Source organism: Fodinicola feengrottensis, from assembly GCF_010993775.1.
In the GTDB taxonomy this organism is placed as follows: domain Bacteria; phylum Actinomycetota; class Actinomycetes; order Mycobacteriales; family HKI-0501; genus Fodinicola; species Fodinicola feengrottensis.
On the sequence record NZ_WOTO01000088.1, the window covers coordinates 1 to 25,984 of the forward strand.

General features: G+C 67.2%; 25 protein-coding genes and 4 pseudogenes. 22 read left to right on the forward strand and 7 right to left on the reverse strand.

The window, feature by feature from the left end; all coding sequences use genetic code 11:
• Positions 1-310 precede the first annotated feature (310 nt).
• The 6 genes and pseudogenes from GNX96_RS45195 to GNX96_RS45210 form a co-directional block, all read right to left on the reverse strand.
• Positions 311-1,795 carry a flavin-containing monooxygenase gene (locus tag GNX96_RS45195; RefSeq protein ID WP_163573588.1) on the reverse strand — a complete coding sequence of 495 codons (1,485 nt, stop codon included), beginning with the start codon at positions 1,793-1,795 and terminating at the stop codon, positions 311-313.
• On the reverse strand, positions 1,779-3,224 hold the full coding sequence (locus GNX96_RS66665) for a class I adenylate-forming enzyme family protein (protein ID WP_344314540.1): 1,446 nt from the start codon (positions 3,222-3,224) through the stop codon (positions 1,779-1,781). The genes GNX96_RS45195 and GNX96_RS66665 overlap by 17 nt, the downstream gene beginning before the upstream one ends.
• Positions 3,221-3,499, reverse strand: coding sequence for an acetone carboxylase subunit gamma (locus GNX96_RS66670; protein ID WP_390624329.1), 279 nt, complete (start codon positions 3,497-3,499; stop codon positions 3,221-3,223). Before GNX96_RS66670 ends, GNX96_RS66665 begins: the two co-directional genes overlap by 4 nt.
• Before the next feature lie 214 nt (positions 3,500-3,713).
• Positions 3,714-5,468 (reverse strand): annotated as a pseudogene (locus GNX96_RS66675) (hydantoinase B/oxoprolinase family protein); the annotation flags it as partial.
• Positions 5,468-7,513, reverse strand: coding sequence for a hydantoinase/oxoprolinase family protein (locus GNX96_RS45205; protein WP_279583223.1), 2,046 nt, complete (start codon positions 7,511-7,513; stop codon positions 5,468-5,470). The pseudogene GNX96_RS66675 and the gene GNX96_RS45205, both read right to left, overlap by 1 nt.
• 44 nt (positions 7,514-7,557) lie before the next feature.
• Positions 7,558-8,295 carry an SDR family NAD(P)-dependent oxidoreductase gene (locus GNX96_RS45210; protein ID WP_163573591.1) on the reverse strand — a complete coding sequence of 246 codons (738 nt, stop codon included), beginning with the start codon at positions 8,293-8,295 and terminating at the stop codon, positions 7,558-7,560.
• Between the two features lie 144 nt (positions 8,296-8,439).
• Here GNX96_RS45210 and GNX96_RS66680 point away from each other — a divergent pair.
• Both GNX96_RS66680 and GNX96_RS66685 read left to right on the forward strand, forming a co-directional pair.
• Positions 8,440-8,577 (forward strand): annotated as a pseudogene (locus tag GNX96_RS66680) (helix-turn-helix domain-containing protein); the annotation flags it as partial.
• Positions 8,578-8,755: 178 nt separating this feature from the next.
• Positions 8,756-9,232 carry a hypothetical protein gene (locus tag GNX96_RS66685; RefSeq protein WP_390624330.1) on the forward strand — a complete coding sequence of 159 codons (477 nt, stop codon included), beginning with the start codon at positions 8,756-8,758 and terminating at the stop codon, positions 9,230-9,232.
• A gap of 85 nt (positions 9,233-9,317) precedes the next feature.
• Here GNX96_RS66685 and GNX96_RS45225 read toward each other — a convergent pair whose 3' ends face one another.
• On the reverse strand, positions 9,318-9,965 hold the full coding sequence (locus tag GNX96_RS45225; RefSeq protein WP_163573593.1) for an OsmC family peroxiredoxin: 648 nt from the start codon (positions 9,963-9,965) through the stop codon (positions 9,318-9,320).
• Positions 9,966-10,205: 240 nt separating this feature from the next.
• Between GNX96_RS45225 and GNX96_RS45230 the strand changes: the two genes are divergently transcribed.
• The 20 genes and pseudogenes from GNX96_RS45230 to GNX96_RS45310 all read left to right on the forward strand — a co-directional run.
• The gene (locus tag GNX96_RS45230; protein ID WP_163573604.1) at positions 10,206-10,583 is read left to right on the forward strand and encodes an OsmC family peroxiredoxin; all 378 of its coding nucleotides are present in this window, start codon (positions 10,206-10,208) and stop codon (positions 10,581-10,583) included.
• Positions 10,583-11,371: a cupin domain-containing protein gene (locus GNX96_RS45235; RefSeq protein WP_163573594.1), complete on the forward strand. Its 789-nt coding sequence runs from the start codon at positions 10,583-10,585 to the stop codon at positions 11,369-11,371. The genes GNX96_RS45230 and GNX96_RS45235 overlap by 1 nt, the downstream gene beginning before the upstream one ends.
• Before the next feature lie 10 nt (positions 11,372-11,381).
• Positions 11,382-12,374: an AraC family transcriptional regulator gene (locus GNX96_RS45240; RefSeq protein WP_163573595.1), complete on the forward strand. Its 993-nt coding sequence runs from the start codon at positions 11,382-11,384 to the stop codon at positions 12,372-12,374.
• Between the two features lie 99 nt (positions 12,375-12,473).
• Positions 12,474-13,031 (forward strand): aminotransferase class V-fold PLP-dependent enzyme, encoded by a 558-nt coding sequence (locus GNX96_RS60205; RefSeq protein ID WP_279583224.1) that lies wholly within the window; start codon positions 12,474-12,476, stop codon positions 13,029-13,031.
• Positions 13,028-13,633 (forward strand): aminotransferase class V-fold PLP-dependent enzyme, encoded by a 606-nt coding sequence (locus GNX96_RS60210; RefSeq protein WP_279583225.1) that lies wholly within the window; start codon positions 13,028-13,030, stop codon positions 13,631-13,633. Before GNX96_RS60205 ends, GNX96_RS60210 begins: the two co-directional genes overlap by 4 nt.
• On the forward strand, positions 13,630-15,069 hold the full coding sequence (locus GNX96_RS45250) for an amino acid permease (RefSeq protein WP_279583226.1): 1,440 nt from the start codon (positions 13,630-13,632) through the stop codon (positions 15,067-15,069). The genes GNX96_RS60210 and GNX96_RS45250 overlap by 4 nt, the downstream gene beginning before the upstream one ends.
• A gap of 122 nt (positions 15,070-15,191) precedes the next feature.
• Complete coding sequence (locus tag GNX96_RS45255) at positions 15,192-16,250, forward strand: Ldh family oxidoreductase (protein ID WP_163573596.1); 1,059 nt, start codon at positions 15,192-15,194, stop codon at positions 16,248-16,250.
• Positions 16,247-16,966, forward strand: coding sequence for an SDR family NAD(P)-dependent oxidoreductase (locus tag GNX96_RS45260; protein ID WP_163573597.1), 720 nt, complete (start codon positions 16,247-16,249; stop codon positions 16,964-16,966). Before GNX96_RS45255 ends, GNX96_RS45260 begins: the two co-directional genes overlap by 4 nt.
• Positions 16,941-18,239, forward strand: coding sequence for an FAD-dependent monooxygenase (locus tag GNX96_RS45265; protein ID WP_279583227.1), 1,299 nt, complete (start codon positions 16,941-16,943; stop codon positions 18,237-18,239). The genes GNX96_RS45260 and GNX96_RS45265 overlap by 26 nt, the downstream gene beginning before the upstream one ends.
• A gap of 97 nt (positions 18,240-18,336) precedes the next feature.
• Positions 18,337-18,558, forward strand: a complete 222-nt coding sequence (locus GNX96_RS60215) for a hypothetical protein (RefSeq protein ID WP_279583228.1) — start codon at positions 18,337-18,339, stop codon at positions 18,556-18,558.
• Complete coding sequence (locus GNX96_RS45270) at positions 18,555-19,151, forward strand: cupin domain-containing protein (RefSeq protein WP_163573598.1); 597 nt, start codon at positions 18,555-18,557, stop codon at positions 19,149-19,151. Before GNX96_RS60215 ends, GNX96_RS45270 begins: the two co-directional genes overlap by 4 nt.
• Before the next feature lie 40 nt (positions 19,152-19,191).
• The gene (locus tag GNX96_RS66690) at positions 19,192-19,668 is read left to right on the forward strand and encodes a cupin domain-containing protein (protein WP_390624327.1); all 477 of its coding nucleotides are present in this window, start codon (positions 19,192-19,194) and stop codon (positions 19,666-19,668) included.
• Between the two features lie 7 nt (positions 19,669-19,675).
• Complete coding sequence (locus tag GNX96_RS60220) at positions 19,676-20,842, forward strand: fumarylacetoacetate hydrolase family protein (RefSeq protein WP_279583229.1); 1,167 nt, start codon at positions 19,676-19,678, stop codon at positions 20,840-20,842.
• Entirely contained in the window at positions 20,799-20,927 is a 129-nt protein-coding gene (locus GNX96_RS66695) for a fumarylacetoacetate hydrolase family protein (RefSeq protein ID WP_390624328.1), read from the forward strand. Before GNX96_RS60220 ends, GNX96_RS66695 begins: the two co-directional genes overlap by 44 nt.
• A gap of 31 nt (positions 20,928-20,958) precedes the next feature.
• Positions 20,959-22,044, forward strand: a complete 1,086-nt coding sequence (locus GNX96_RS45290; RefSeq protein WP_163573600.1) for a monodechloroaminopyrrolnitrin synthase PrnB family protein — start codon at positions 20,959-20,961, stop codon at positions 22,042-22,044.
• Between the two features lie 51 nt (positions 22,045-22,095).
• Entirely contained in the window at positions 22,096-23,052 is a 957-nt protein-coding gene (locus GNX96_RS45295) for an amidohydrolase family protein (RefSeq protein ID WP_163573601.1), read from the forward strand.
• 10 nt (positions 23,053-23,062) lie between these two features.
• Positions 23,063-23,407, forward strand: coding sequence for a histidine triad nucleotide-binding protein (locus GNX96_RS45300; protein WP_163573602.1), 345 nt, complete (start codon positions 23,063-23,065; stop codon positions 23,405-23,407).
• Between the two features lie 102 nt (positions 23,408-23,509).
• Positions 23,510-24,304: pseudogene (locus GNX96_RS45305) on the forward strand (serine hydrolase domain-containing protein); the annotation flags it as partial.
• Between the two features lie 196 nt (positions 24,305-24,500).
• Complete coding sequence (locus tag GNX96_RS67540; protein ID WP_452124513.1) at positions 24,501-24,755, forward strand: DUF7586 domain-containing protein; 255 nt, start codon at positions 24,501-24,503, stop codon at positions 24,753-24,755.
• Between the two features lie 251 nt (positions 24,756-25,006).
• Positions 25,007-25,984 (forward strand): annotated as a pseudogene (locus GNX96_RS45310) (PhoH family protein); the annotation flags it as partial.

Sequence of the window (25,984 nt, forward strand, 5' to 3'; positions counted from 1 at the left end):
GCTGACAGCGTCGTGCACAATCGGATTCCGATTGTGCAGATCTGACCGGGTGTGAACCTGGTCCATCGAAATACCGGCTACGGCGCGAGGCCGTCGTACCGTACCGGACCGGCGTCGCGGCGGTGTCGAAGTTGTTGATCTTGTTCACTTTGCAAAGTAAGCAAGATCAACAACGAGTTCAGGTTGATCGCGCGCTTATCGCGCGCGCGTCAACTTACGTAATGAAAACCCGCCACCCGCCCCCCACCCTTCTGAAAGGGCGGGGGCTCAAAATTTCACCTGGGTACGACAGTTTTGCGCCGCACCCCCCTTAGCGCAGGTGGAAATTCGCGGTCCGTACGCGGTGAGTACGTCTGAGGAAAGCGATCGTCGTGTCTGGCCACAGGATCGTGTGCCGGCCGGTGCCGGGGTCCTGATACCAGCTGCGGCAGCCGCCGGATTGCCAGACGGTGCTCGCCATTCGCTGCTGGATCCACTCGTTGTAACTCGTCTGGACCTCGGCGCGGACCTCGATCGAGCGACCGCCGCGGCGGCGGACACGCTGGATGCAGTCCAGCAGGTGCCGGGCCTGGGCTTCGATCATCACGATTTGCGAGTTGTGGCCGAGGCCGGTGTTCGGGCCGGTCATCACGAACATGTTGGGGAAGCCGGTCACGGTGGTGCCGAGGTAGGCAGCCATCCCGTCCCGCCACGCGTCGGTCAGCCGGACGCCGTCGCGGCCGGTGATGGCCATCCGGGTGACGTTGTCGTGCGCGTCGAAACCCGTGCCGTAAATCAAAACGTCGGCCGGTACGACTGTCCCGTCGGCGGCCACCACAGCGTCCGGCCGCACCTCCCGCACCGACCCGGTGTGCACCGACACGTGCGGTCGCGTGAGAGCCGGATACCAGTCGTTGGAGATCAGCAGCCGCTTGCAGCCGATCGCGTAGTCCGGCGTCAGCAACTCCCGCAACGGCTCTGAGGGAACCTGGCGTTTCAGCAGGCCACGGGCATAGCGAGCGGTCTGGGCGAGTTTCGAAGGATCGCGTACGAAACCGGCCGCCCGGTTCTCGTGGATCCAGAACAGCCGCTTTCGCACGTACCAGCGATAAAGGCGGTGCCGCGGCTCCGTCGGCCGGTCCGCTTTGGGCAGGATCCACGGCGCGGTGCGCTGGAAGACGGCCATCGCCTCGACCTTGTCGACGATGGCGGGGACGAACTGGATGGCGCTCGCTCCCGTACCGATGACGGCGACCCGCTTGCCGGTGAGGTCGAGGTCGTGGTCCCAGTTCGCGGAATGGAAAGCGGGGCCGGCGAAGGTCTCGGCGCCAGGCAGCTTCGGTACGACTGGGTGGTGCAGCGCGCCGACCGCGGTGACCAGGAAACGCGTCCGGTAGTGCTCGCCGGCGGTGGTAATCACCTCCCACCGAGCGGCCGCCTCATCCCAGTCGGCGCGGGCCACCTGGGTGCCGAACCGGGTCCGGTCAGTGAGGCCGCGGCGACGGGCCACGTCGTGCAGGTAGGCCAGGATTTCCGGCTGTGGCGCGAATAGACGCGTCCAGTCGGATTTCTGGTCGAAGGAGTACGAGTAGAGCGGCGACGGGATGTCGCACGCGCAGCCCGGGTACGTGTTGTCCCGCCAGGTGCCGCCGAGGTCGTGGCTGGCCTCCAGGATCCGGAACGAGCGCAGGCCCGCCCGGTCCAGCAGTGCGGCCACCCCGAGGCCGCTGAAACCGGCGCCGATGATCAGCACGTCGAGCTCGTTGACGGGGGGAACGGTGTCCACGTCCCGCGCCGTCTCAGCCAGCGAGGTCATGTAACCGCCGTTTGAGGACCTTGCCCGACGGGTTTCGGGGAAGTTCGGTGACGAAGCGGAACTCGGCCGGCACCTTGAAGTCGGCGAGCAGTTCGGCGGCGTGTCTACGCAGGTCATCCACGTCCGGCGGGTCGCCAAGCGGGACGATCACCGCGCGGACCCGCTCGTCGAAAATCGGGTCCGGTACGCCGACGACGGCGACATCGGCCACGCCCGGGTGGGTGGCCAGCGCGGTCTCCACCTCGAGGCTGTAGATGTTCTCGCCGCCCCTGATGATCATGTCCTTGATCCGGTCGAGCACCCGTACGTAGCCGAGCGAGTCGACGCTGCCGACATCGCCGGTGTGCAGCCAGCCATCGACGAAGGTGGCGAGAGTCGCGTGCGGTTTGCCCCAGTAGCCGGCGGTGACGGCCGGCCCACGTACGCACAGCTCGCCGATCACGTCGCGCAGGTCCGCCGGGGCGTCCCCGTCCCGCGAGATGGCCACCTCCAGCCCCGACACGGGCCGCCCCACCGTGCCGGGGTTGGCCCGGTAGTCCGCACCGCCGGTGTAGGTGACGATCGAGGTCGCCTCGGTCAGCCCCCATACGTTGGCCAACCTGAGTTCGGGCAGCCGCTGCGCGATCTCGGCCGGGAACGACTCCGGCACCGGCGCGCCACCCATCGCGAACAGCCGCAACGTCGACAGGTCGGCGCTGCGGTCGCGGGCCAGGATCAGCCGCAGCATCGCCGGCACCCCGGCGAACACGGTGATCTTCTCGTCCGCGAGCGTGCGCGAGATGGTGTCCGCGACGAAGGCTGGTACGAGGACGCAGCAGGCGCCGGCCGACATGAACCCGATCAGCTGGGAGTTGATCCCGGTGGCGTGGAACAGCGGCGCCACCACCAGCGTACGGTCCGCCGCCGTGACACCGATCCGCTCGCGTACGCAGCGCGCGTTGAACAGCAGGTTCGCATGGGTCTGCATCGCTCCTTTGGGCACGCCGGTGGTGCCGGACGTGTAGAGGAGGTTGGCGACGTCGTCCGGAGCGCGCTCCAACCCTGCGATCATCGGCAGCGGGTGTTCGTGCAACAACGAGTCGAGAGGGCGCCACTGTGCATCCGCGGGGAGCCGCTCGACGAACGTGTCGTCCGTGATCACCAGCCTGGCGCCGCTGTCGGTCAGCACGTGCGCGATCTCCGGAGCGGCGAGGCGGGCGTTCACCAGCACCGCGATGCCGCCGGCGAGCTGGATACCGAAGTACGCCACCGCGTAACGCCAACCGTTCGGGAGCAGGATCGCGACCCGGTCACCGGGCTCGATGTCCAGCCCGGCGGCCACCCCTCGCGACCGCCGTACCAACTCGGGGTAGCTGAGCCGCTCGGTACCCTCGACGACTGCTTCGCCCGGGCCGTTGGCCTGCTCCATCAGCAGTTGGCTGAGGTTCATGCCAGCGACCCGATGACGATGTCGTGCAGCGCGGGGTCGCCGGACCGGACGATCTCGGAGTCGATCCGCCGGCCGGTGACCGGGCACAGGTATTCGCGGTAGACGATCTCCCAGCCGGCACGGCCTTCGCGGGTACGGTATTCGGGCTCGGTGCTGTGCAGCGGCCGTTCCAGCACGGCACAGCCGTCCTTGTAGTTGCCGCCGGCCGGAGCGAGGACGGCTCGACCGGTGGCCGACACGAACGCGCCGTCCTCTTCGCGGATCGCCAGCTTCACCGGCCAGTACGCGGATGGTCGCGTCGGCCGGCGCGGTCTGGATTTCGGCTGGTACGACAGCCGCCGCCAACCGTTCGGCGAGGCGGTCGGCGCGTACGGCAGCAGTGTCGCCGTCGACCACGCCGTAGACGCGGGCGGCCGTGTCGGCGCTGATCGCGCCCGCGGCGATGTCGGCGCGTACTTGCTCGGGATCGCGGGCCAGCGGGTCGCCGAAGCCGACGCCGTTGCCGCCGGTCCATTCCCACATGGCGTCCGCGCCCATCATGAGCAGCGGGCCCTTGGCCTCGACGGGCGGCTCCAGGCCGGCGGTCGCGTCGAAGTCGAGGGTGACCTCGCCGCTGGCGAACTTGGAGACCACGTCGGTGCCGTGCTTGAGCCGGAAGTGGCCGGCCGAGCCGGGGTTGGCGCCGAACGTACCAACCGCCTTCGGGAACGACTCGTCGACGTACGCGGCCGCGGCCATGCCGGGCACGGTCCACGGGATGCCAGCCTCGACGAACCCGCGTCCGCCGCGGAACTTGCCGGCTCCGTCGGCGCCGGTGGGGAGCGCGCGGCGGTAGAGGAACAGCATCGGCCAGAGCAGCTCAAGCTCCTCGATATTGCTGGCCGTACCTTCGGGAATCCAGAAATGGCCGCCGAAGTCGACGCCGTCGCCGGCCGGTGAGGCGCTCAACGCGCCGATCATGTTGTCGGCGTTGGTGGCGATGAACGGAGTTCCGTCCGGATGCATGCCACCGGCGATCAGACCGTAGAACGACGGATGCGCGGGACCGATCGCGAGCCGCGCGACCTCTGGTTCGGCGCAGGCGAGCATCTTCGAGATCACCGAGCCGGAGAGGCTGATCAGCGTCTCCATCGTGTAGATGCCGGACGGGCTGACCGCGGCCGGGAAGTCGGCGCAGGACAGCGTGCCGGGGGTGGGATCGAAGTGGACTCGGCGGTAGACGCCTCCGTACGCGCCGGCCAGGTCAGCGGTCAGCGACGCGGTCAGCGCGGCCAGAAAAGCGCCCGAGAAGCCGGCGTACGTGACGTTGATCGAGCCGGTCTGCGGATCGGTGCCAGCGTTGTCGACGTAGAGGTGACCGCCTTCTTTGCGGACGGTGATCTGGTACGCGTACGCGCCGGCGTCTCCGGTGTGCGCGGCCTCCTGGTAGAGCCGGTGGCTCCACTGCCCGTCCGGCACCTTCGCCAGCCGCTCGTCGATCGTCTTCTCACCCGCGTCCAGGACGCGGTTCATCACGGCCTTGACGACCTCGGCGCTGTACCGCTCGACCAGCGCGGTGACCTTGCCGGCGGCCACGAAGTTCGCCGAGATCGCCGCGCGCAGGTCCATGTGCACGTTGGTGGGCAGCCGGGACTGGCGCAGGAACATCTGCTCCAGGTCCTTGCGTACGTGCCCGCCGCTGACCAGTTTGAACGGCGGGAAGGCCGGCGGATCCGCGAAAATATCGGTCGCGTCCATGCAGAAACTGCCCATCACGGAGCCGCCGACATCGGCGTGGTGCAGCACGTTGGAGACCCAGCAGAACAGCTCATCGCCGACGAACACGGGTGCCGCCACGATCGTGTCGGGCTGGTGTGGGGTGCCGACGTACGGGTCGTTGGACACGTACATGTCGCCAGGCTCGATGCCCGGATCGTCGGCCCGGTTCTCCAGGATCCACTTGATCGTCAGCGACTGGGCGTTGGAGAAATACTGCAGGTACGGGCCGAGGAAGACCAGGTCGCCGGTCTCGGTGGTGATCGACGGCTGGAAGTCCCGGGTGATCATGGTGACCGGTGAGACGCACAACCGTTGCAGCGTCTGGCCGTGCTCCAGGTTGGTGTTGAGCAGGCTGTAGCGGATGACCTCGAAGGTCACCGGGTCCACGGCTTCGGCGGCCGCGGTGTGCAGGCGCAGCGACTCGGGGATGGTCAGCTCGTCGGCGGGGATGTAACTGCGGGCGACGCCGTCCCAGGTGATGGCCATCAGGATTCCTTCAGGGTCAAAGTGAGCACGCCGCCGTCGCCGCCGCGCAGGGTGGCGCCGATGGGCACGGCGATGGTGGTGTGGGCGAGCTCGACCAGCGCCGGGCCAGCGACGGTGTCCGCTGGTACGCCGGTGTGCACGGCGGTGGCGGTCCAGCCCAGGCCCGGCCAGTAAACGTCCGTCGACACCGCGTCGGCGCCGTCCGTGGCGGCCGCCTTGGGCGTTGGCAGTGCGGCCGCGACGCTGGCGCGAGCCCGCAGCGCGAACACCTCGACGGCCTGGAACAGCGCGGTCCCGCCGGAGCCGTAGCGGCGGACGTACTCGGCGTCGAAAGCGGCGAGCAGTCCGGCGCCGGTGTTCGGTCCGGCCGGCAGCTCGACGGGGATCTCCAGACTGTGCATCAGCTGCTCGCGGAACCGCATCAGCGCCTCGACCTCGACCTTCACCTCGCCGGAGACTCCGGCGGCGGCGAGGTCGGCGCGTACGGCCGCCTCGACCTCGGCAACAGCGGCGGCCAGCGCATCGCCGTCGAACGGAGCGAGGAAGCCGCGTTCCAGCTCGTGGTAGAGGACCGTGTCGCCGGCCGCGATGCCGTACGCGGACAGTGTCGACGCGCCATTGCCGAGGGGGATGACCACCTCGCGTACGCCGATCTCGGCCGCATAGCCGAAGGCGTGCACCGGGCCGGCGCCCCCGTACGCGTAGAGGACGAAGTCGCGCGGGTCGTGGCCGCGTTCCAGCGTCTGCTGGCGGACCAGCGAGGCCGCGCGCATGTTGTTGATCTCCAGGATGCCGGCCGCGGTGTCCTCGACCGAGAGGTTCAGCTGTTTGGCCAGCCGTTCCACCGCGGCGACGGCGGCGTCGCGGTCCAGCGGCATCCGCCCGTCCAGGAAGGCGGCTGGGCGGAGCAGGCCGAGGACGACATCGGCGTCGGTCACGGTCGGCTCGCTGCCGCCGCGCCCGTAGCAGGCCGGGCCGGGTTCGGAGCCTGCGCTTTGCGGGCCGACCCGCAGGCCGCTGGTGGCCTTGTCGAAGCGGGCGATGGTGCCGCCGCCGCAGGCGATCGTACGAACGTCCAGGTGCGGGAGCCGGTACGTGTACTGGTCGATGACGTTTTCGTCGGCGAGCACCGGCTTGCCGTCGATGACCAGCCCGATGTCGAACGAGGTGCCGCCCATGTCGGTGGCCACCACCTTGTCGTGCCCGTACGCGGCGGCGAGGGTCGCGACGCCGGTGAGTCCGCCGGCCGGGCCGGAGTCGATGGTGCTCAGCGAGGTCGCCGCGGCAGCTTCGGCGGGAAGTACGCCCCCGTTGGACTGCATGACGAGCAGCGGTGTCTGTAGTCCAGCGCCGGCGAGACGCTCGGCGAGGCTGGTCAGGTAGCTGGAGCAGGCCGGTCCGACGTACCCGTTGATCACGGTGGCGACGGTGCGCTCGAACTCGCCGAGCCGCGGCGAGACCGCCGAGGAACGCGAGAGATAGAGCTCTGGCGCCGCCGCGGTCAGCGCGTCTACCAGGTCTTTTTCGTGTGCCGGGTTGGCGAAGGACCAGAGCAGCGCGATCGCGATCGAGTCGAGATTGTGCGTACGGACGAGTTCGGCTACCTCGCGGACGGCGCGTTCCACGTCCAGCGCGACGACGACGTCACCGCGGGCGTCCACGCGTTCGTGCAGCTCCAGAACGGCGCGGGGTTCGATCAGTGGCGCCGGGAGCCGGCTGCCGTGGACGGAGAAGACCTCTTCGATGGAGCGGCCGGCGACCCGGCCATGGCCGCGCATCAGGGTGAGCGCGTCGCCGTGGCCGGCCGTCGCGACCAGCCCGACGCGCGCGCCCGTACGCTCCAACACAGCGTTGGTGCCGATCGTGGTGCCGTGGCCGAAGCGGGTCGTGCCGGCGAGCAGGTCATGTAAGGGAATCCCGGCGGCCTCGGCGAGCAGGCCGAGGGCTTCGAGCACGCCAGCGGCCGGGTCGGCCTTGGTCGAGAGCGCCTTGCTGGTGACGTGCCGGCCGTCCCCGTCGACCAGCACGCAGGGTGAAGGTGCCACCGATGTCCACACCGATGCTGTACATCAGATCTCCTCGTTGATCGCTAGCGGTGCAGGCCGGAGCGGCCGAGGCCGCCGCCGCCATCGAGCCGAAGTGCCTGGCCGGTCGTGTAGCCGGCGGCGGGTGAGAGCAGGTAGATCACGGTGCCGACGACTTCACCGAGTGAGGCGACCCGACCCATCGGTACGTCGGCGAGCAGTCGTTCCGTGGTGTCGGGCGGCAGGCCGAGCACCTTCGGGGTGGCGATCAGCCCGGGCACCACGGCATTGACCCGGATGCCGGCGCCGATCCATTCGGCGGCGAGCGTACGAGTGAGCCCCAGCACGCCGGCCTTGGAAGCGGCGTACGAAGCCTGCCCGGGCAACCCGTCCTGCGCCGACAATGAGGAGAACAGCACGATGGCGGCCAATGGTGCTTCCCGTAGGGCCGGAAAGGCTGCCTGCGCAACGAAAAACTGTGCCGTCAGGTTCGCCTCGACATCGCCGCGAAAGGCCGCCGCCGGAAAGCGGTCGGCCCGGTGAATCGTGTCGACGACCCCGGCCGCGCCGACCAGCGCGTCGAGCCCGCCCATCCGTTCCACGGCCGTACGCACCGCGGTCCCGGCCGCCACCTCGTCGGTCAGATCGGCGGTGAGGTTCGCGTCCGTGCCAGGCCGATCGACGCCGACAACCGCCGCTCCGAGCTTGGCCAACGCCTCACAAAGCGCCCGGCCCACGCCTCCCGAGGCGCCCGTCACCAGGACTCGCGCTCCGGGCTCCGGCACCGTCGACCAGTCCGCCATCGGCTCTCCTCAAGCTCAGTGTCGATCGCTCGATCGACACGGATGTTAGACCGGGGTTGTGTCACTCGTCAATGTCGATCGATCGTTCGACACGGTTGGTAGGGTTGTGTCGTGGCCAGGAAACGATCACTGGACGACGGCCCGGTGCTGCGCGCGGAGATCCTCGCGACGGCGTCCCGGCTGTTCTACGAGCGCGGGTACGACGCGTCGATCCGCGACCTCGCCGACACTGTCGGCATCTCGTCGTCCACGATGTATCACCACTTCGCGAACAAGCAGGACATCCTTTACGCGATCATCGTGCCGTTCATGCAGGACTTCGACGCGGCGATCGTCCCGATGCTGCGCGACGGCACCCGGTCGCCCGAAGACCGTCTCGCGCAAGCCGCCCGACTGCACGTGAAAAATCGCCGACGACCGCCGCCCCGAGCTGCTGACCGGCAACCCGTTCCGCAACGCGCTGACGCCCGATCAGCTCCGCCAGACGGTCGCTTTGCAGCAGACGTACCACGACGCCGTACGAGACGTGATCGTCGAAGGCTGCACCTCCGGCGCCTTCGCCACCGAGGACGTGGAACTCACCACGATGGCCATCCTCGACATGCTCAACGGCGTACGCGAATGGTTCCGCAAAGACGGCCGCCTCACCCGCGACGAACTCGTCGCCCGCTACCAACGCATGATCGCCCGACTCTTGCATCATAGCAGCCGGATCGTCGAGTGTGGAACAAAATCCCGCACTCGACGCCGAGAGCGGGTCAAAGTCCCACAGTCAACATCCCGACCCCACCGAGCCAGTTACTCCCCATTCACCTACACGTCTCTCGCACACCCGAAGTACCCGCTACGGCGCGAAATTGTCGTACGTGTCTGTTTTTCTTTCCCCCTCCCTTTGAACGGGCGGGGGGTGGGTAGAGAGGCAAGGACTAATTTTTAGTTGGACATCGGTCCTCAAACCCGCCCCCCACCCGTCACTGGGTGGGGGCGATTTTTCGGACTGGGTACGACAGTTTTGCGCCCCACTAGTCGGATTCGGAGAAGGAGACCAGGCGGGCGTCGAGTCGGGCTGGTACGGCGGCGAGGGCGCGGGCGACCAGGCAGTGTCGTTTGGTGTTCTCCGCCAGTAGTTGGAACTGCTGGTCACCAATGGCCGCCACCACCGCCTCGCAGCGCAGTTCGATGTCGCTGAGGTCGACGCGGGTCGCGCTGATCTCGTTTCTGACCTGGGCGAAGGTCTCGATCCGGGACGGCTGGAAGCCGGCGGCGTCCAGGTCCGCGGCCAGCGCCATCGAGAAGCAGCCGGCGAAGGCCATCCCGAGCAGTGCCTCCGGGCTGCCAGCCTCGGCGCCCGGGTTGTCCCGGTGCGCGAGGTCGTAGGGGACCTTGACACCGCCCTTGATCATCACCCCCGATCCCGACTTCTCGGTGCCGTTCCACACCGCCTGGCCGGTATGTGCGACGGCCTTGCTGGGGCCGGCGTTGTCGCTGGTCAAAAGGTCGGCGGGGGACAGGTCGAGGGCGTTGGCGAGGACCAGCAGCGCGCGTAGCGAGGGCGCTCGCTCGCCCTGCTCGAGGCGATAGAGATGGACTTCGCTGAGGCCGGTCACGCTCGCCACGTCGACCAGCCGCATCCCGCGCTCATGACGCGCGGTACGCAACTTGGTCGCCATCGACGACAGCTGCGCGTCGATCTGCGACGTCCAGTGCCACGGGTTTCCTTCCGCCGGCTGCCTGCTGACCTCCCAGGATGCCTGTGGAGCAAGTGATAGGCAAGTACTTGACTCACAGGCAAGCGATAGGCAAGCTGGGTCCACCAATCCGTAAGGAGAACGCCATGGGAATTCGCGTACGCCGGCGCGCCGAAGCTCAGTGGACGGGTCCCGTACCCACCGGCACCGGCAAGGGGCCACATCCGTACCGGCAGTCGGGCGCTGGACAGCGACTACTCGCTCCGCTCACGCGAGTCCGACGACGCGCCGCTGAACACCAACCCCGAAGAACTGATCGGCGCCGGCATCGCCGGCTGCTTCGCGATGTCGGTCGCGAACCTGCTCGAGGAAGGCGGCTTCGCGGACGTCGAGGTGACCGCCAACGCAGCGGTGCTGCTGGAGCAGACCGACGCCGGGTTCCGGATCACCGAGATCAGCCTGTCGGTGACCGGCTCGGCCGCCGCGCTCGCCGACGACGACTTCGCCCGGATCGCGGACCGGGCCAAGCGCACCTGTCCGGTGTCGTTGGCGCTGGCCGGTACGACCGTCACACTGGAGTCGACGAAGGTGGTGGGCTGATGGGCTCGCGCTTTGTGGTGTACGCGCCGGACATTGCACCGCGGCAGGAGCCGGGCAGCCCGGTGCGGGTCCGGCCGGTTCTGACCGAGTCGTTCGGCTGTACGTACCTCACCGAGACGGTCCTCTCGATCGACGCCGGGACGACCTCGTCGTACGAGTCAGGTGACCACGAGGAGCTGCTGTTCGTCCTCGCCGGAAGCGGACACCTCGTGGTTGGCGACGGCCCGGCGCAGGAGTTCGGGCCGGAAAGCGGCATCTACATCGGTCGCGGTGAGACGTACCAGCTGCAGATCACCGAAGCCGCCGAGATCGTCAGCGTACGGGTGGCGGATCCGGCCGGCGATGACGTTCCGGCCGGCGACCGGCGAACGGTCTCGCCGCTGGACGCGCAGGAGGTCGGCAAGGCGACGGCCGGGCGCGAATACCGGGTGCTGGCGAACCCCTCCACCGGATTCCGGTCCGGCACGCATTTCGTCGGCGACGTGCCGACCGGCGAGCTGGCCCCGTTGCACTACCACCTCTACAACGAGGTCATCTATGTTCTGAAGGGCACCGGGATCCTGCACATCGATGGTGAGCACAACCCGATCTATCCGGGGCGCGTGCATCCATCTCCCGGCGCGCACCCTGCACCAGGTCGAGAACACAGGCGATGTCCCGATGCTCGAAGTGGCGGTGTTCGTGCCAGCCGGGTCCCCGGCCGCCGCTTACCTGCCGGACGGAACCAGCGCGTATCCCGCTGTGCCCGACGACCCGCAGGGTGGTGTCCTGTAAAGGACAGGCGGTGAAGGAGTGGTCATGGGCGTTGTCGAAGACTCGGGACCGCCGGTCCCGGCGCTCTCGCTGGCCTGCCACGAGGTCATCGACACGACGGACGTGGAAGAGGCTCGGCTGGTCGGCAGCCGGATCTTTCGCAACCACCAGCTGACGCCCGCGTCGGACCACTCGACCTTTCGTGCCGTGCTTCGCTCCACCACCGTCGGCGGGATGACGCTGACCTATGTCGACTACCGCGCCGGCGTACGTATCGTCACCACCGCACCGGCCAGCGGTTTCCTCGTGCACGTGCCGCTGACCGGGCGAGCGGACATCACCTGCGGCCGTCATGTGGCGATCTCGGATCCGGCGACCGCGGTGGTGGTTGACCCTTCCGAACGCCTCGACATGACGTGGGCGACCGGGACTCCGCAGATGATCGTACGCATCGACCGCGAACGTCTGGAACAACACCTGCGCCGCACGCTGGACCGGACTTTGGACCGGCCGCTGCGGTTCGGGCTCGGCATGGACCTGACCTCCGAAGCCGCCCGGCGGTGGCTCAACATCATGAACCTGATGCTGCGTGAGGTGTCCGTCTCGGCAGCCGAACCAGCGGCGCTGGAACACTTGGAAGCGTTGGTCTTCCAGCGTTTCCTGCTCGCACAGCCGAATACGTACAGCAACGCGTTACGGGTGGAGCGCTCGGTCGCGCCCAGGGTTATCCAGAAGGCGATGTCGCTGATAGAAAACCATTCCGCCGAGCAGTTGACCGTCGAGGACATCGCCGAGGCGGTCGGTGTCGGGGTTCGTTCCCTGCAGTCCGGATTCCGGCGTTTCGCTGACACCACACCGATGAACTATCTGCGGGACGTACGACTTCGGCAGGTTCATGCAGCGCTGAAAGCCGCGGATCCGGCCACCGGGAACGTCACCGAGGTCGCGCTGCGCTGCGGATTCCTGCACGCCGGCCGGTTTGCCGTGCAATACCGCGAACGCTTCGGCGAGAAACCGTCGACCACGCTTCGCCGATAACCACGTGATGTGCGCGACATGGATAGCGCGCACGCCACCTGGATAGCGACACGTCTACCGTCGCCGTACGCTCCTGACACCCCAAGGCACTCGTGTTTTATGGACGAGAGGGAAAACAGTGCCCACTCCCCCGAAGAATTCAGGTCGCGCTTTCCGGGCCTGCGGGACCTGACCTATCTGGCTTCCTGCAGCCAGGGAGCGTTGTCTGACACGCTGGCCGCAGCGCTCCTGGAATACCAACGCACGCTGCTCCAGTACGGCGCGCCGTGGGAGCGGTGGACCGCCGAGGTCGACCTCGCCCGTCAGCACTTCGCTGACCTGATCCACGCCAGCGTCGACGAGATCGCGGTGCTGCCGTCGGTGTCGGCGGCCGCGTACCAGGTGGCGTCGACCCGGGACTGGAAGTCGCGCTCCCGGATCGTCAGCACCGACCTGGAATTCCCCTCAGTTGCCCATGTTTGGCTGGCGCAGCGCGGAAACGGCGCGCAAGTCTCATATGTCGAGGATCGGTCAGGTGTGGTCCATGCCGAGGACTACCAGGCTTTGATCAACGAGAGCTGCGGGCTGGTTTCGGTGCCGCTGAACTCGTATCGCAATGGCGTAAGGCTGCCGGTCAAGGAAGGATCATCGAAACAGCGCGAGCCGCCGGTGCGTTGACGTTCGTCGACGCTTACCAAGGCGCCGGCGTGGAGCCGATCGACGTACGAGAGCTCGGCTGCGACTTCCTGGCCGCCGGTTCGCTCAAATACCTGCTCGGCATTCCGGGAATCGCTTTTCTCTATGCACGGGAAGGTGTTCTGGACGATCACGAGCCGCCGGCGACTGGCTGGTTTGGTCGGCGGAACCCGTTCGCCTTCAATCCGCGCGAAATCGACTATCCGGCGAACGCGCGACGGTTCGAAAGTGGCACGCCGGCGATCCCGGCCGCCTATGGCGCGGTCGCTGGCATGCGCGTACTGAGTGAACTCGATCAGGACACGGTTCGTACGCATGTGGGGAAACTGAGCCAATACGCCCACGACACGCTGGTCGCGGACGGGGAGCGGCTGGGGTCACCCGCCGACGCAGCACTGCGGGGACCGCAGGTGGCGATGCTGGACGCCAACCCGAACGAGCTGGCCGGCTATCTCGCCGGCCGCGGCATTGTCACCAGCCCACGCGGTGAGCTGCTGCGGATCGCCCTGCACTACTACAGCGCCGTCGAAGACATAGACGTCCTCGCTGCCGCCATTCGCGAGTATCGACGAACCGGAGGATGACGGCCATGGAGGTCACCGGAGTGGCTCAGGAATCGCTTGAGGATTCACCGAAAGATCCGGCGGCGCTGCATCGACGTCTCACGTCCCGCCAGCTCACCATGATCGGCATTGGCGGCGCTATCGGCACCGGCTTGTTCCTTGGATCGACGCTCGCGATCAGCCACGCCGGCCCATCGGCCGTCATCGCGTACGTCCTCTGTGGACTGATCGCGCTGGTCATTTCCTGGGCGCTGGCCGAAATGGTGGTGGTGCATCCCGACGCCGGCGCGTTCGGCACCATCGCGCACTCGTACGTTGGCGCCTGGGCTGGTTTCGTCATCCGTTGGACGTATTGGTTCGGCCAGGTCATCGCCATCGGCGGCGAAGAAGTGGTCGCGGCCGGCATCTACATCCAGTTCTGGTGGCCGCAGGTTCCGCTCTGGATTCCAGTGGTGGCGTTCTCGGTCGTCATTCTCGGCGTCAACGCCTCGATGGTGAGCATTTTCGGTACGCTCGAATACTGGTTCTCCATGATCAAGGTCACCGCGATCGCTGTTTTCGTGATCCTCGGAGTGGTCCTGATCTTCTTTGGTCTGCCGGGTCAACCCGCGCACGGCCTGTCCAACCTGACCTCGCATGGTGGATTCTTTCCCAACGGTGTCAGTGGTCTCGGCCTGGCCATGGTCTTCGCGCTGTTCAGCTACATCGGCACCGAGGTGGTCTCGGTGACCGCGGCCGAGTCGAAAAACCCGCGCCACGACATCCCCAAGGCTGCCCGGCAAATGGTCCTGCGGATGGGATTGTTCTACGTCCTGGCCATCCTGGTCATCGTCACGGTGGCACCGTGGACAGTGGCGGCCCAAGGTGGCACGTTGGGTTCCAGCCTTCCATTCGTGAGAGTCTTCGCCGCCGCGAATATTCCGGCCGCCGCCGGCATCATGAACTTCGTGGTGATCACCGCCGCGTTGTCCAGTGCGAACACGAATCTGTACGTGACGACTCGGATGATGCATTCGCTCGCGCTGCACAGACTCGCTCCCCGTTGGACCGGAAGACTGACCAGGCGCGGTGTCCCGCGAAACGCGCTGGTGCTGTCGGCGCTGGGCATGGCCGCCGCGACCCTGCTGTCCGTACGACAGAATTCGCAAGCATATCTGGTGATTTTCGGGGTCGCGCTGTTCGCCGCGATCGTGGTCTGGATTCTGATCCTGGTCACCCATTTCGTCTTTCGGCTTCGGCGTACCAAACTCGGACTGCCGGACTCGCCGGTCCGGCTGCTGGGTGCCCCGGTGACCTCAGGAGTGGCCGCGGTGTTCCTGACGGCGGTGCTGCTGTCCACGTTCTTCGTGCCGGGCCTGGACCCGGCCTGGAAATTCGGGATCCCGTTCTTTTTGTCCTGCTGTTGGCCATTTACGCGGTGGTGCGCCGCCGCACTCAAGGCGACAAGAACCTGCTGACGGCGGAGCTCGAACGCCACCAGAACCTCCCATAACCAGCGGTGCGCACGGGATGCGGGATCCGGACAGAACCAGCGTTGTCGGGATATCGGGTGGGTCGGTGCGCGCTTAGCGTTGCTGGCATGACCAAGCCGACTGTGACCGAGTCCGCGGTGGTGACCGCGGCCCGGCTGACCAGCGAAATCGAGAAGATCTTTGGCGCCCTCGGCTATTCGCCGGCGGCCGCGCGGACCGTTGCCCAGTCGTTGGTCGACGCGGATCTTCGGGGCGTGGCCTCGCATGGCGCGCTGCTGGTGCCCATGTACGTGGAGCGCATTCGGAGCGGCTCGGTGAGCCGCTCCGAATTCGCCGAGGTGGTCCAGGATTTTGCTGCGGTGGCCGCCCGGCACGGGCTCGGTCAACTCAGCGGCGACCAGGCGATGCGGATGGCGATCGAGAAGGCGCACGACTTCGGGATCGGCGCGGTCGTCGTACGGCACGCGTTCCACTTCGGCGCCGCCTTCCGGTACGCGAAAGCGGCGGCCGACGCCGGGTATGTGGGTCTGGCGGCGGCGAACACCCGGCCGCTGATGCCGGCGCCGGGCGGTGCGCGACCGGTCGTGGGTAACAACCCGCTGGCCGTCGCGGTACCGCTGCCGGACTCCCCGCCCATCGTGCTCGACATGGCGCTTTCTGAGGCGGCGTTGGGAAAGATCCGGCTGGCCGGGCAGGAAAGCCGGGAGATCCCGGCCACCTGGGCGACCGACTCCACCGGTGCACCGACCACGGATCCGGTGGCCGCGCTGGCCGGGATGCTGTTGCCGACCGGCGGCCCGAAAGGGTACGGCCTCGCGTTGATCGTCGACGTACTCACCGGTGTCCTGTCCGGCGGTGCCTTTGGCAGTGACGTACGTGGTTTGTACGCCAACACCGCGGTGCCCAACGACTGCGCGCATTTCTTCCTGGCGATCAATCCGGCGGCTTTCGGTCCAGCCGCGGATTTCGGCCGCAATGTGCGTCGGCTGGCTGACGAAGTCGTCGGGTCGCCCACCAGACCCGGCACGGACCGGGTCTTCCTGCCCGGCCAGGTCGAGTACGAGCGCGCCGAGGCCACCGCTGAGTCGGGCATTCGGATCAGCGGCAGCGTTCTCGCGGCACTGCGCGAAACAGCTGAGAGCGTCCAGAACGGAGCCAGTCGATGAAGACAAGTTTTGACGCCACTGGCGAGGTTCTCGTGGTCACTGGCGGCGCGAACGGCATCGGCGCGGCGCTCGCCCGCGGGTTTGTCGAGGCCGGCGGAAACACCGCGATCCTGGATATCGTGCGGAGCCCCGACATCGACGGCCTTTCGCAGTATCAGGTCGACGTCTCGGATCGCGATGCCGTATTCGCCGCGATCGAGGCAATAGTCGCCGAACATGGCCGCGTCGACGCCCTGGTGTGCGCCGCCGCGGTTCAGCCGCGTACCGAGGTGGCCGACATGGATCCCGCGCAATGGCGGCGCACGCTCGCCATCAACTTGGACGGAGTCGTGTGGGCCTGCCAGGCTGCGCTGCCGCACATGATCGAGCAGCGCCGCGGCTCGATTTTGGTGTTCGCGTCGGGATTGGCGCACCTGGGCCGGGCGCAGGCTTCGGCGTACGCGGCCAGCAAAGGCGCGCTGATCTCGTTTGCCAAATCGTTGGCGGCCGAGGTGGCGCAGCACCGGATCCGGGTCAACACGGTGTTTCCCGGCGTGATCGACACCCCGCAGTTTCGGGCCGCCAACCCGGACGGGCCCGAGCGCGCGCATTGGGCTGCCACCACCGGAATCGGTACGCCTGAAGATGTCGTGGGGCCGCTGCTTTTCCTGCTGTCGGACGCCGCCACCATGACCGGTTCCACCCTCACCCGTGACCGTGCCTACCCGAAGGAGTGAGTCGGATGCCTCAGAATCCGGTGATCGTCGCCGGCGCGGCGGCCCGGTCGGCCTGATCACCGCGCTCGGCTTGGTCCATTACGGGATCGAAGTGGCTGTTTTCGAGGAAGATGACCAACTGTCGTTGGACACCAAGGCCGGCACAGTTCTCACCCGTACGGTCGAGGTCCTCGACCGGTACGGCGCCGCGCAGGACGTGCTCGCCGCTTCGCTGCGGATCGACGAGATCGGCGACATCGACCGCGCCACCGGGACGGCCAGAGCCAGCGTGTACACCGGCGCACTCGCCGGCGACACCCGGTTTCCCTTTGTCATCAACATTCCCCAGCACCATTTGGAACCGGTGTTGCGGGACCGGCTGGAGCAGGTCGCACCTGGGAGCGTCCACATGGGACACCGGGTGACCGGATTTTCCCAGAGCGCGGACCACATCGACGTCACGGTCGAGTCGCCAGAGGGCGCCAAGACGGTACGCGGCAGCTATTTGCTCGCCTGCGACGGTGGTCGTTCGCAACTGCGGGAGGCGCTCGGCATCGCGGTCGAGGGACACACCCTGGCGCAGCGATACATGCTCGTGGACCTTGAGGTCGACCTGGATGAGGCCAATCCGCGGGACTACCCGTATCTGGCCTATTTCGGTGATCCGCGGGAATGGATGATCCTGGTCAGGCAGCCGCACTGCTGGCGGTTTCTCTATCCGTTGGAACCCGGACAACCCGAGCCCGACCGGGCGGAGCTGACGGCGAAGGCCCAGCGGTTTATCGGTGATGTCGACGGTCTGCGAGTGTTGGGCACCAATGTCTATCCGGTCCACCAGCGGGTCGCCAACCGGTGGCGAGACGGCCGAATTTTCCTGATGGGCGACGCCGCTCATCTGATTACCCCGATGTGGGCGCTTGGACTCAATACCGGGGTGCTGGATGCGTCGAATCTGCCGTGGCGCCTCGCCTGGGTGTTGCGCGGCTGGGCGGATCAGCGGCTGTTGGACGGGTACGAGCGGGAGCAGTCGCCGGTGGCGATCCGCGGGTCGGGGGAGATGGCCGAGGCGGCCCGGGCGTACATGGACCGGCGGTCCAGCGAGGTGTCGGCGATGGCCGGTGGGCGTTGGGGGGTGGCGGTGACCCGGTCGTTGTTGGGCGTACGGCTGGATGTGGATGGCCGTGGCGACTGGTCGATGATCGCTTCCGGCGACGCGCCGCAGCCGGTCGGCACCGGCGACCGGCTGCCGGACGTACCGGTTTTTCGGTCCGCGCGGCCAGGTCTGGCTGCATGATCTGACTCGCGACTCGTTCGTCGCTTTCTATTTCACCGATGTACGCCGCCGCCCGCGGATTCCCACCGCCGAGGTTCCCGGCCTCAGCCGCCATTTGGTGAGCCGCTGGGACGCGCCATTGGACTCCGGCCTGCGAGACCGCGCGTTGTTCGATCCGGGAGAGCGTGCCACCCACCGGATCGGTGTCCTTCCCGACACCGCTGTGTTGGTACGGCCCGACGGCCACGTGGCGGCGATCGTACCGATTGACCCGACCGACGAGACCAAAGATCCGGTCCGTGACATTTACGTCCAGATAACGCAAGGAGCGACCCGATGACCGCCGGCCAGATCGTGGAATCGCCCAGTGGCGAGAAAGTCGTGCTCGGCGAGATCGGGCAAACCATCCTGTTGGACAACTCGCGGATCCGGATCTGGGAAGTGGCGCTGGAACCCGGCCAGACGCAGCCGTGGCATCTGCACCACAACCCCTATCTCGTGGCGAACCTGGAATCCTCGCCGTGCCATATGGACTGGCTCAATGGCGATCCGGCCCGCTTTCTCGAAGAAACCGTGGGTGGGGTCATTTTCCGGCCACCATCGCCGGTGCACATGCTCACCAACGATGGCGACCGGTCGTACCGCAACCGGCTCGTCGAGCTGAAGGACCTCGGTGAGGAAGCGGTGGGCGACTCGACGACCGGATCGCCCGGAGCTCCACTTTCCGGGCTGCCGGTGGTCTTCGAGAACGAGGAAGTTCGGGCGTACAGCGTCGAACTGGGACCTGGTGGTGAGCGGCTGGCGCTGTCGCCGGACAGCGCGGCGTACGTGTGGATCGGACTCGCTGGCGGTGAAGTGTCGTACGAGCCAAGCGAACTCACCGAGGGCGTCGGCCGGCTGGTCGAGCTGAAATATCTGGGGGAGCGGCGATGACTTTCGTGACACCGAAACCGGACGGGATCGGCGACGACGAGTGGGCCGCCAACGTGTCCGAACCTGCCGCATACTCGGGCGAAGCACCGGACCGCTCTCGCGAGCACACCGAGGCCGGGCCGAACGGCGAGGTTCTTGGTCGCTTCCGGGAAATTCTGTTGCACACCAAGGATCTGAACTGGGTGGACAAGACCTGGCCGGCCTGTCTCACAAGATGCTGTGGCGGGACGATACCTCCGGTGCCTCCATCGCGTTGGTTCGGTTCCAACCGGGTGCGGGGATTCCGTCCAGGCATTCGCACGCGTCGAACCAGTTCATGTTCTGCCTGCGTGGTCGCTACACGTACGTGCCGCCGACCGGTCTGACGTTGACCGAGAGCTCGTTCTACTGGAATCCGAAGGGAAGTCTGCACGGTCCCACCCGCGCGGACGAGGAGACCGTGCTGCTGGAGATCTACGACGGCCCGCACTATCCGACCCAGCCCGACTGGTATTCCAGTTCCGCCGACGCCCGCTGAGGAAATCATGCCGAAGAACGAAATCGTGTCCGACCAGCTGGCTGTCCCGAACGGGCATTTCGCGCAGGCCACCGTCGCCGGACCCGGCCGGTTGGTGTTCATCTCCGGAATGACCGCCCGCAACACCGAGGGCGGCATCACCGGCGTCGGTGACATCACCGCGCAAACCCATCAGGTGTGCCAAAACCTGCGAGCCGCCATTCAAGCCGCTGGCGGCACGCTGGAGGACATCGCCCGGGTCGATGTGTACGTACGAGACATGAACGACTTCGACGCCATCCATGCCGTACGACGCCAGTACTTTACCGGCGTCGCACCGGCTTCGACCATGGGTCGAGGTGTCCAGGTTCGTGAAAGAGGAATATCTCATCGAGATCAACGCCATCGGAGTGCTGTCATGAAACTTGCCACCGCGATCGTCGACGGCGAACGGCGGCTCGGCGCGATCACGTCCGATGACACCGAAATCGCGTTGCTCCCAGGATCTCTCGATGACGTCGTCCGCAGCGGCACCCTGGAATCCGTACGCGACGCGGCCGCGCAGGCGCCGACGATCGCGCTGGCGGGCATCCGGCTGGCAGCGCCACTGAGCCGCTTCAACCGGGACATCCTGTGCACCGGCTGGAACTACTGGGACCATTTCGAGGAATCCAAGGGCAAACGAGAAGGCCAGGATCCGGCCGAGGCGCCGAAGCACCCGACTTTCTTCACCAAAGGCCCGGACACCGTCATCGGCCCCGCCGACGACATCGCGTACGACCCGGACCTGTCGGCGAAATGGGACTACGAAGCCGAAGTCGTGCTCGTCATCGGCCGCGACGGACGTGATATCCCCGAAGAACAGGCCTGGGAGCACGTTTTCGGGTTCTGTGTCGCCAACGACGTGTCGCAGCGCGACCTGCAACGTGCCCACGGCGGTCAGTGGCTCAAAGGCAAAAGCATCGACGCGACCATGCCGCTCGGGCCGTGGATCACCACCACCGACGAGATCGACGACCCGTACGGCTTGCAAATCCAATGCGAGATCAACGGCGAGCTGCGACAAGACGCGTCAACAAAACAAATGGCCTTCCGCTTCGAGCGACTCATCGCCGAACTGAGCCGCGGCATGACCCTGCGAGCCGGGGGACGTGCTGCTCACCGGCACGCCCAGCGGCATCGGAAATGCCCGTGACCCGCAGGTTTTCCTTGCTGAGGGCGACCTGGTGGTGACCCGCGTCCGCGGTCTGGGCACCCTGGCGAACCGGCTGACGCGATGAGTCTCGTCGCCTCGATCAACGACCTCGAACAGTGGATCCGCGGCGAGTTCACCGTGCTCAACACCGAGCTGGAGGAGAGATCTACTACTTCGGTGCGAAGGCGATCATTCTCGACGGCCGCGCTGATGTTGACGCGCTGACCCGGCGCCTCGTACGGGACGGTGGATCCCTGATCAGCGAGGTCACCGAGCATCGGGAGCTGCCGCCGGACGCCGGTGCTCGTTATGAGCTGTTGGGGATGGTTGGCTTTTATCTCGGCGCTTGCCGCCGGCACGAAGTGGAGCCCGACCAGGCACAGTTCGCGCCGCTCGCACAGGCATTGGCCGCGTCGCTGGAAGTGGCGCCCCGGTTTTCGTCCGCCCACCAGCATATCCACAACCGGGCGGTCGCCGGGGTGTTCTACCGTTTCACCACGTTGGACAGCGAGCGCATTTTCCTGACGTACAACGGGTTGGCCGTGATGGCGTACCGCCGCGCCGCGCACGCGCTGCTCAGCATTCCCACGCTGGGCGTCTCGAATCCGTTGGCCACCTACCATTTCGCGGACGCGGTGGCAGCGCTGCGGGACGTGGTGCACTATCACCAGCTGCTCGCGGACGAGCTCGACCGCGACCGCTTCTTCTACAACATTCGGCCGTATTTCAAGAGCTATCGCGTCGGCGCCCGCGAGTTCCGGGGTGCGAACGCCGGAGATTTCGCCGCTGTCAACGCGATCGACGTGTTGCTCGGGCTGTGTTCGCCGCACGACTCGTTCTACCAGTGGGTGCTCGCCGACAAATACCCATACCTCGCCCCTGAGGACCAGATCGCGCTCCGCGCGCTCGTGACCACCGAGTCACTGCTGGATCTGCTTGTCCGTGAGCTGGAGGCTGGGCCGGTGAATCCACCGCTGCGAGAGAATGCCGAGCTGTTTCTGAGCGCCTGCAAGCAACACGGCGCCGCGACGGTCTTTCACCATCAGAAACTGGTGATCCCGTATTTGCAGGAGCCGGCGGCCAACGTCTCCGAAGAACGTCAGTCGGACATGACGGCCAGCGGGCCGCCGCTGGCGGATGTCATCGAGACTTTGGCTCAGCGCGGGATTTGCGGGCGGCCCGGCAGCGCCCGGGCCTGGTGACGGCCGGTGCGAAGCTCGACCGTGTCCGGGTGCTCCTGGGGAGGTCCGCAGATGGCTAGCACCGATGTCCACACTCACTTGGCGCCCATTTTGCCGGGTACGACCGAAGGAGTCGAGGAAGCCGGCGATGGCCGGCTCGTCGTGGACGGCCACCGGGTCGGCGCCCCCGGGCTGTACGACGCTGAGCGACTCGCCGGGCACCTGGTGGAGAATGGCGTGGACCGGGCATGGGTGTCGGCGCCGCCACCCTTTTACCGACAGTGCTTGGAATCTGAGCAGAGCCGCAGCTGGGTACGGGCCTTGGACGACGGCCTGCGCGCCCGCCTGGACGGCCAGCAGACGCTCGACCGGTTGACGTACTTGCCATTCGACCGGCCGCGGGTCGCTCTCGAGCTGGTCGAGGACATCGACGACTCGGTGGGCTGGACCGCATCGGCGGGCGGCGGCTCGGTCGCCCTCGACGACCCGGCGCTGGAACCCCTGTGGTCCGCGCTGAGCGCGCTGCGCAAACCCCTCCTGCTGCACCCCGGTGAGTCGCCCGACTCGCGGATGGACCTGCACTACCTGTCGAACTTGTTGGGAAACCCGGTCGAGACCGGACTCGCGACCGCCGAACTCGTGCTCGGCGGCGTTCTCACCCGGCACCCGGACCTCAAGATCATCCTGGTGCACGGCGGTGGCGTCGTACCAGCGGTCGTCGGCCGGTGGTCGCGCGGCGTCGCCACCCATCGACCGGGCATCGCGCCGGGCATCGCGGACCCCGCCATCACCGTCCGCCAGCTCTGGAGCGACTGCCTCGCGCACAGCCCGGCGGTCGTCGACCTCGCGCTGGCGACCTTCGGGGCGGACCACCTCCTGCTGGGCAGCGACTATCCGTTCCCGATGGGCCTCGAGGATCCGTACGAGGCGCTTGCCCATCTCTCGCCCGAGCTACGGCATCGCATCGCCACCAACGTCGAGAACGGCCTGATTGGGCCGACACGAACGCGCAGCGGGGAGAGTACGTAGGATCTTCGGCATGTCAGAAGACTGCTTGTTCTGCCGAATCGTGGCCGGGGAAATCCCGGCCACGGTCGTGCGTGACGAAGCGCGGACGCTGGCGTTTCGGGATGTCAACCCGCAGGCGCCAACGCACGTTCTCGTCATCCCCAAGCGGCATCTCCCGAATGCCGCCGCGGTGCTGGCCGACGATCCCACGCTGCTCGCGGACCTATTCGCGGGTGCGGTCGAGGTCGCCGCGTCCGAAGGCCTCGGCGATGGCTATCGGTTGGTCTTCAACACCGGGGAAAGCGCTGGCCAGACGGTCTTCCATGCCCACTTGCACCTGCTCGGCGGCCGCGGATTCCAGTGGCCGCCCGGATGACCGACGGGACCCCAGTGACGGAGAAAAGCGACCACCCCAAGGCGGCTACCAGCGCGTACGAGCGCGAGGTGCGGCTGTTGCAGCGGGACCACCGGGTGCCCGTCGGTGTCGGCGGCGCTGGCCCGCCAGGACCGCCCGCTCTGGACCCTGGAGGTGGCCGGGCCGGAGCTGGCCAAGGGCACCGACGCGCAGTACCGGATCGGCTCGGTGACCAAGACTTTCACCGCCGTGCTGGTGATGCAGGCCCGCGACGCCGGCCTGCTCGACCTGGACGACACGGTCGCCCAGCACCTGGACGTGCCGCGCCATGGCGACCTGACTATCCGGCGGCTGCTGTCACACAGCTCAGGCCTCGCCCGCGAGCCGTACGGCGACGTGTGGGACACCCTGGACGTACCGGACAGCGGCAAGCTGCTCGCCGACCTGACGCACATCGAGTCGGTGCTGCCGACTTCGCGCCGTTTCCACTACTCCAACCTCGGCTTCGCGATCCTCGGCCACCTGGTGGCCCGGCTCGCCGGCAGCACTTGGGGAGGAACTGGTCGTCGACCGGTTGATCCGCCCGCTCGGCCTGACCCGTACGACGGTGACCCAGCAGGGGCCCCGGTTGCGCAGGGCTACCTCGTCGACGCCTTCAGCGAGCGCGTACGACCCGAGACCGGCCTGGATTTCGGCGGTGTTGGGCCGGCGGCGCAGCTGTGGAGCACGGCCGCGGACATGGCCACCTGGGCCGCGTTCCTGGCCAAACCGGACGAGAAAGTGCTGGCCGGGTCCACTGTGGACGAGATGGTGCACCCGCTGATGGTGACCGACGAGATGGACTGGAAACTCGCCCTCGGTCTCGGCCTGATGGTCGTCCCGCGCGGCGACCGGGTCGTACACGTCGGCCACACCGGTGGGGGATGCCGGGCTTCATCGCCGGCGTCTTCTGCGACCGGGCGTCCGGCGTCGCGCGGCGGTCCTCGGGGCGTCCGGTACGGCCGGGCAGATCGCCGCGGTACCGCACAAGCTGCTGGAGCTCTCCGCCGAGCTGGACGAGCCGCAGATCCAGCCGTGGGTGCCCGGCGAGGCGCCGCCGGACGAGATCGTCAGCGTGCTCGGACATTGGTGGACCGAGGGCACCCAGTTCACCTTCAGCTGGAAGGACGGCAAGCTGGAAGGGCGGGCCGCCGGCCAGCCCAAGCAGATCCCGCCGGCGATCTTCGAGCGGCTCACCGCCGACCTCTACCGCACGGTCTCGGGCCGCGAGGCCGGTGAGCACCTGCGCCTCACCAGGGGCGACGACGGCAAGGTCGTACGAATGAACTGGGCGACCTACCGGGTCACCCGGGACCAGCAGACTTTCTGAGCCAAATAATGCCGGCGGGCTGTCGGTCGCCAGCGGTAGAATGGGGACTCCACAGCAGACCGGACCCAGAGACAGAAGGCAGGCGAGACCAGGCCCGTTGCGGCAGCCCATGGCCCAGATATCCCAGAAAACTCAGATATCCGAGAAAGCTCAGGCATCCCAGGCGCCCCAGCCCGCGGACGGCACCGAGGCCAAGACCCGGATCGTCGTGCCCGACACTCATCGGATGGTGAGCTTGTTGGGGTCCCCACGAGGTCCTCAAGGCGGTCGAGCAGCACGTGAAGGCCGACGTGCACGTCCGTGGCAACGAGATCACGCTGACCGGCGAGCCGGCCGACAACGCGTATGCGGAGCGCCTGATCGGCGAGTTGCTGACCGTCCTTGAGCGCGGCGAGGAGCTCACCCCCGACACCGTGCGGACGGCCGCCGGCATGCTCGACGCTGGTACGAGCGAGCGCCCCGCCGAGGTCCTCACGCTCAGCATCCTGTCCCGGCGTGGTCGTACGATCCGGCCCAAGACGCTCAACCAGAAGCATTACGTCGACGCCATCGACAACCACACGATCGTGTTCGGGATCGGTCCGGCCGGCACCGGCAAGACCTACCTGGCGATGGCCAAGGCCGTCCAAGCGTTGCAGGCCAAGCAGGTCAACCGGATCATCCTGACCCGGCCGGCGGTCGAGGCCGGCGAGCGGCTGGGTTACCTGCCGGGCACCCTGTTCGACAAGATCGACCCGTATTTGCGGCCGCTTTACGACGCCTTGCACGACATGCTGGACCCGGAGACCATCCCGAAACTGATGGCCGCCGGCACCATTGAGGTCGCGCCGCTGGCGTACATGCGTGGTCGCAGCCTGAATGACGCGTTCATCATTCTGGACGAGGCGCAGAACACCACGCCGGAACAGATGAAGATGTTCCTCACCCGGCTGGGGTTCGGCTCCAAGATTGTGGTCACCGGCGACGTGACGCAGGTCGACCTGCCCGGTGGCCAGATGTCCGGCCTGCGGGTGGTCAGGGAGATCCTGGAAAACGTGGAGGACATCCATTTCGCGACGCTGACCAGTGCGGACGTGGTGCGGCACCGGTTGGTGGCCGACATTGTCGACGCGTACGGGCAGTGGGACGCCGATCACGCGACTTCGTCGGCCCCGGCGAGGGTCCGTGGCCAGCGGTCCGGGCGCGGCCTGCCGAACATGTCCAGTCAACAGGTCGACACCCAGGCGGTG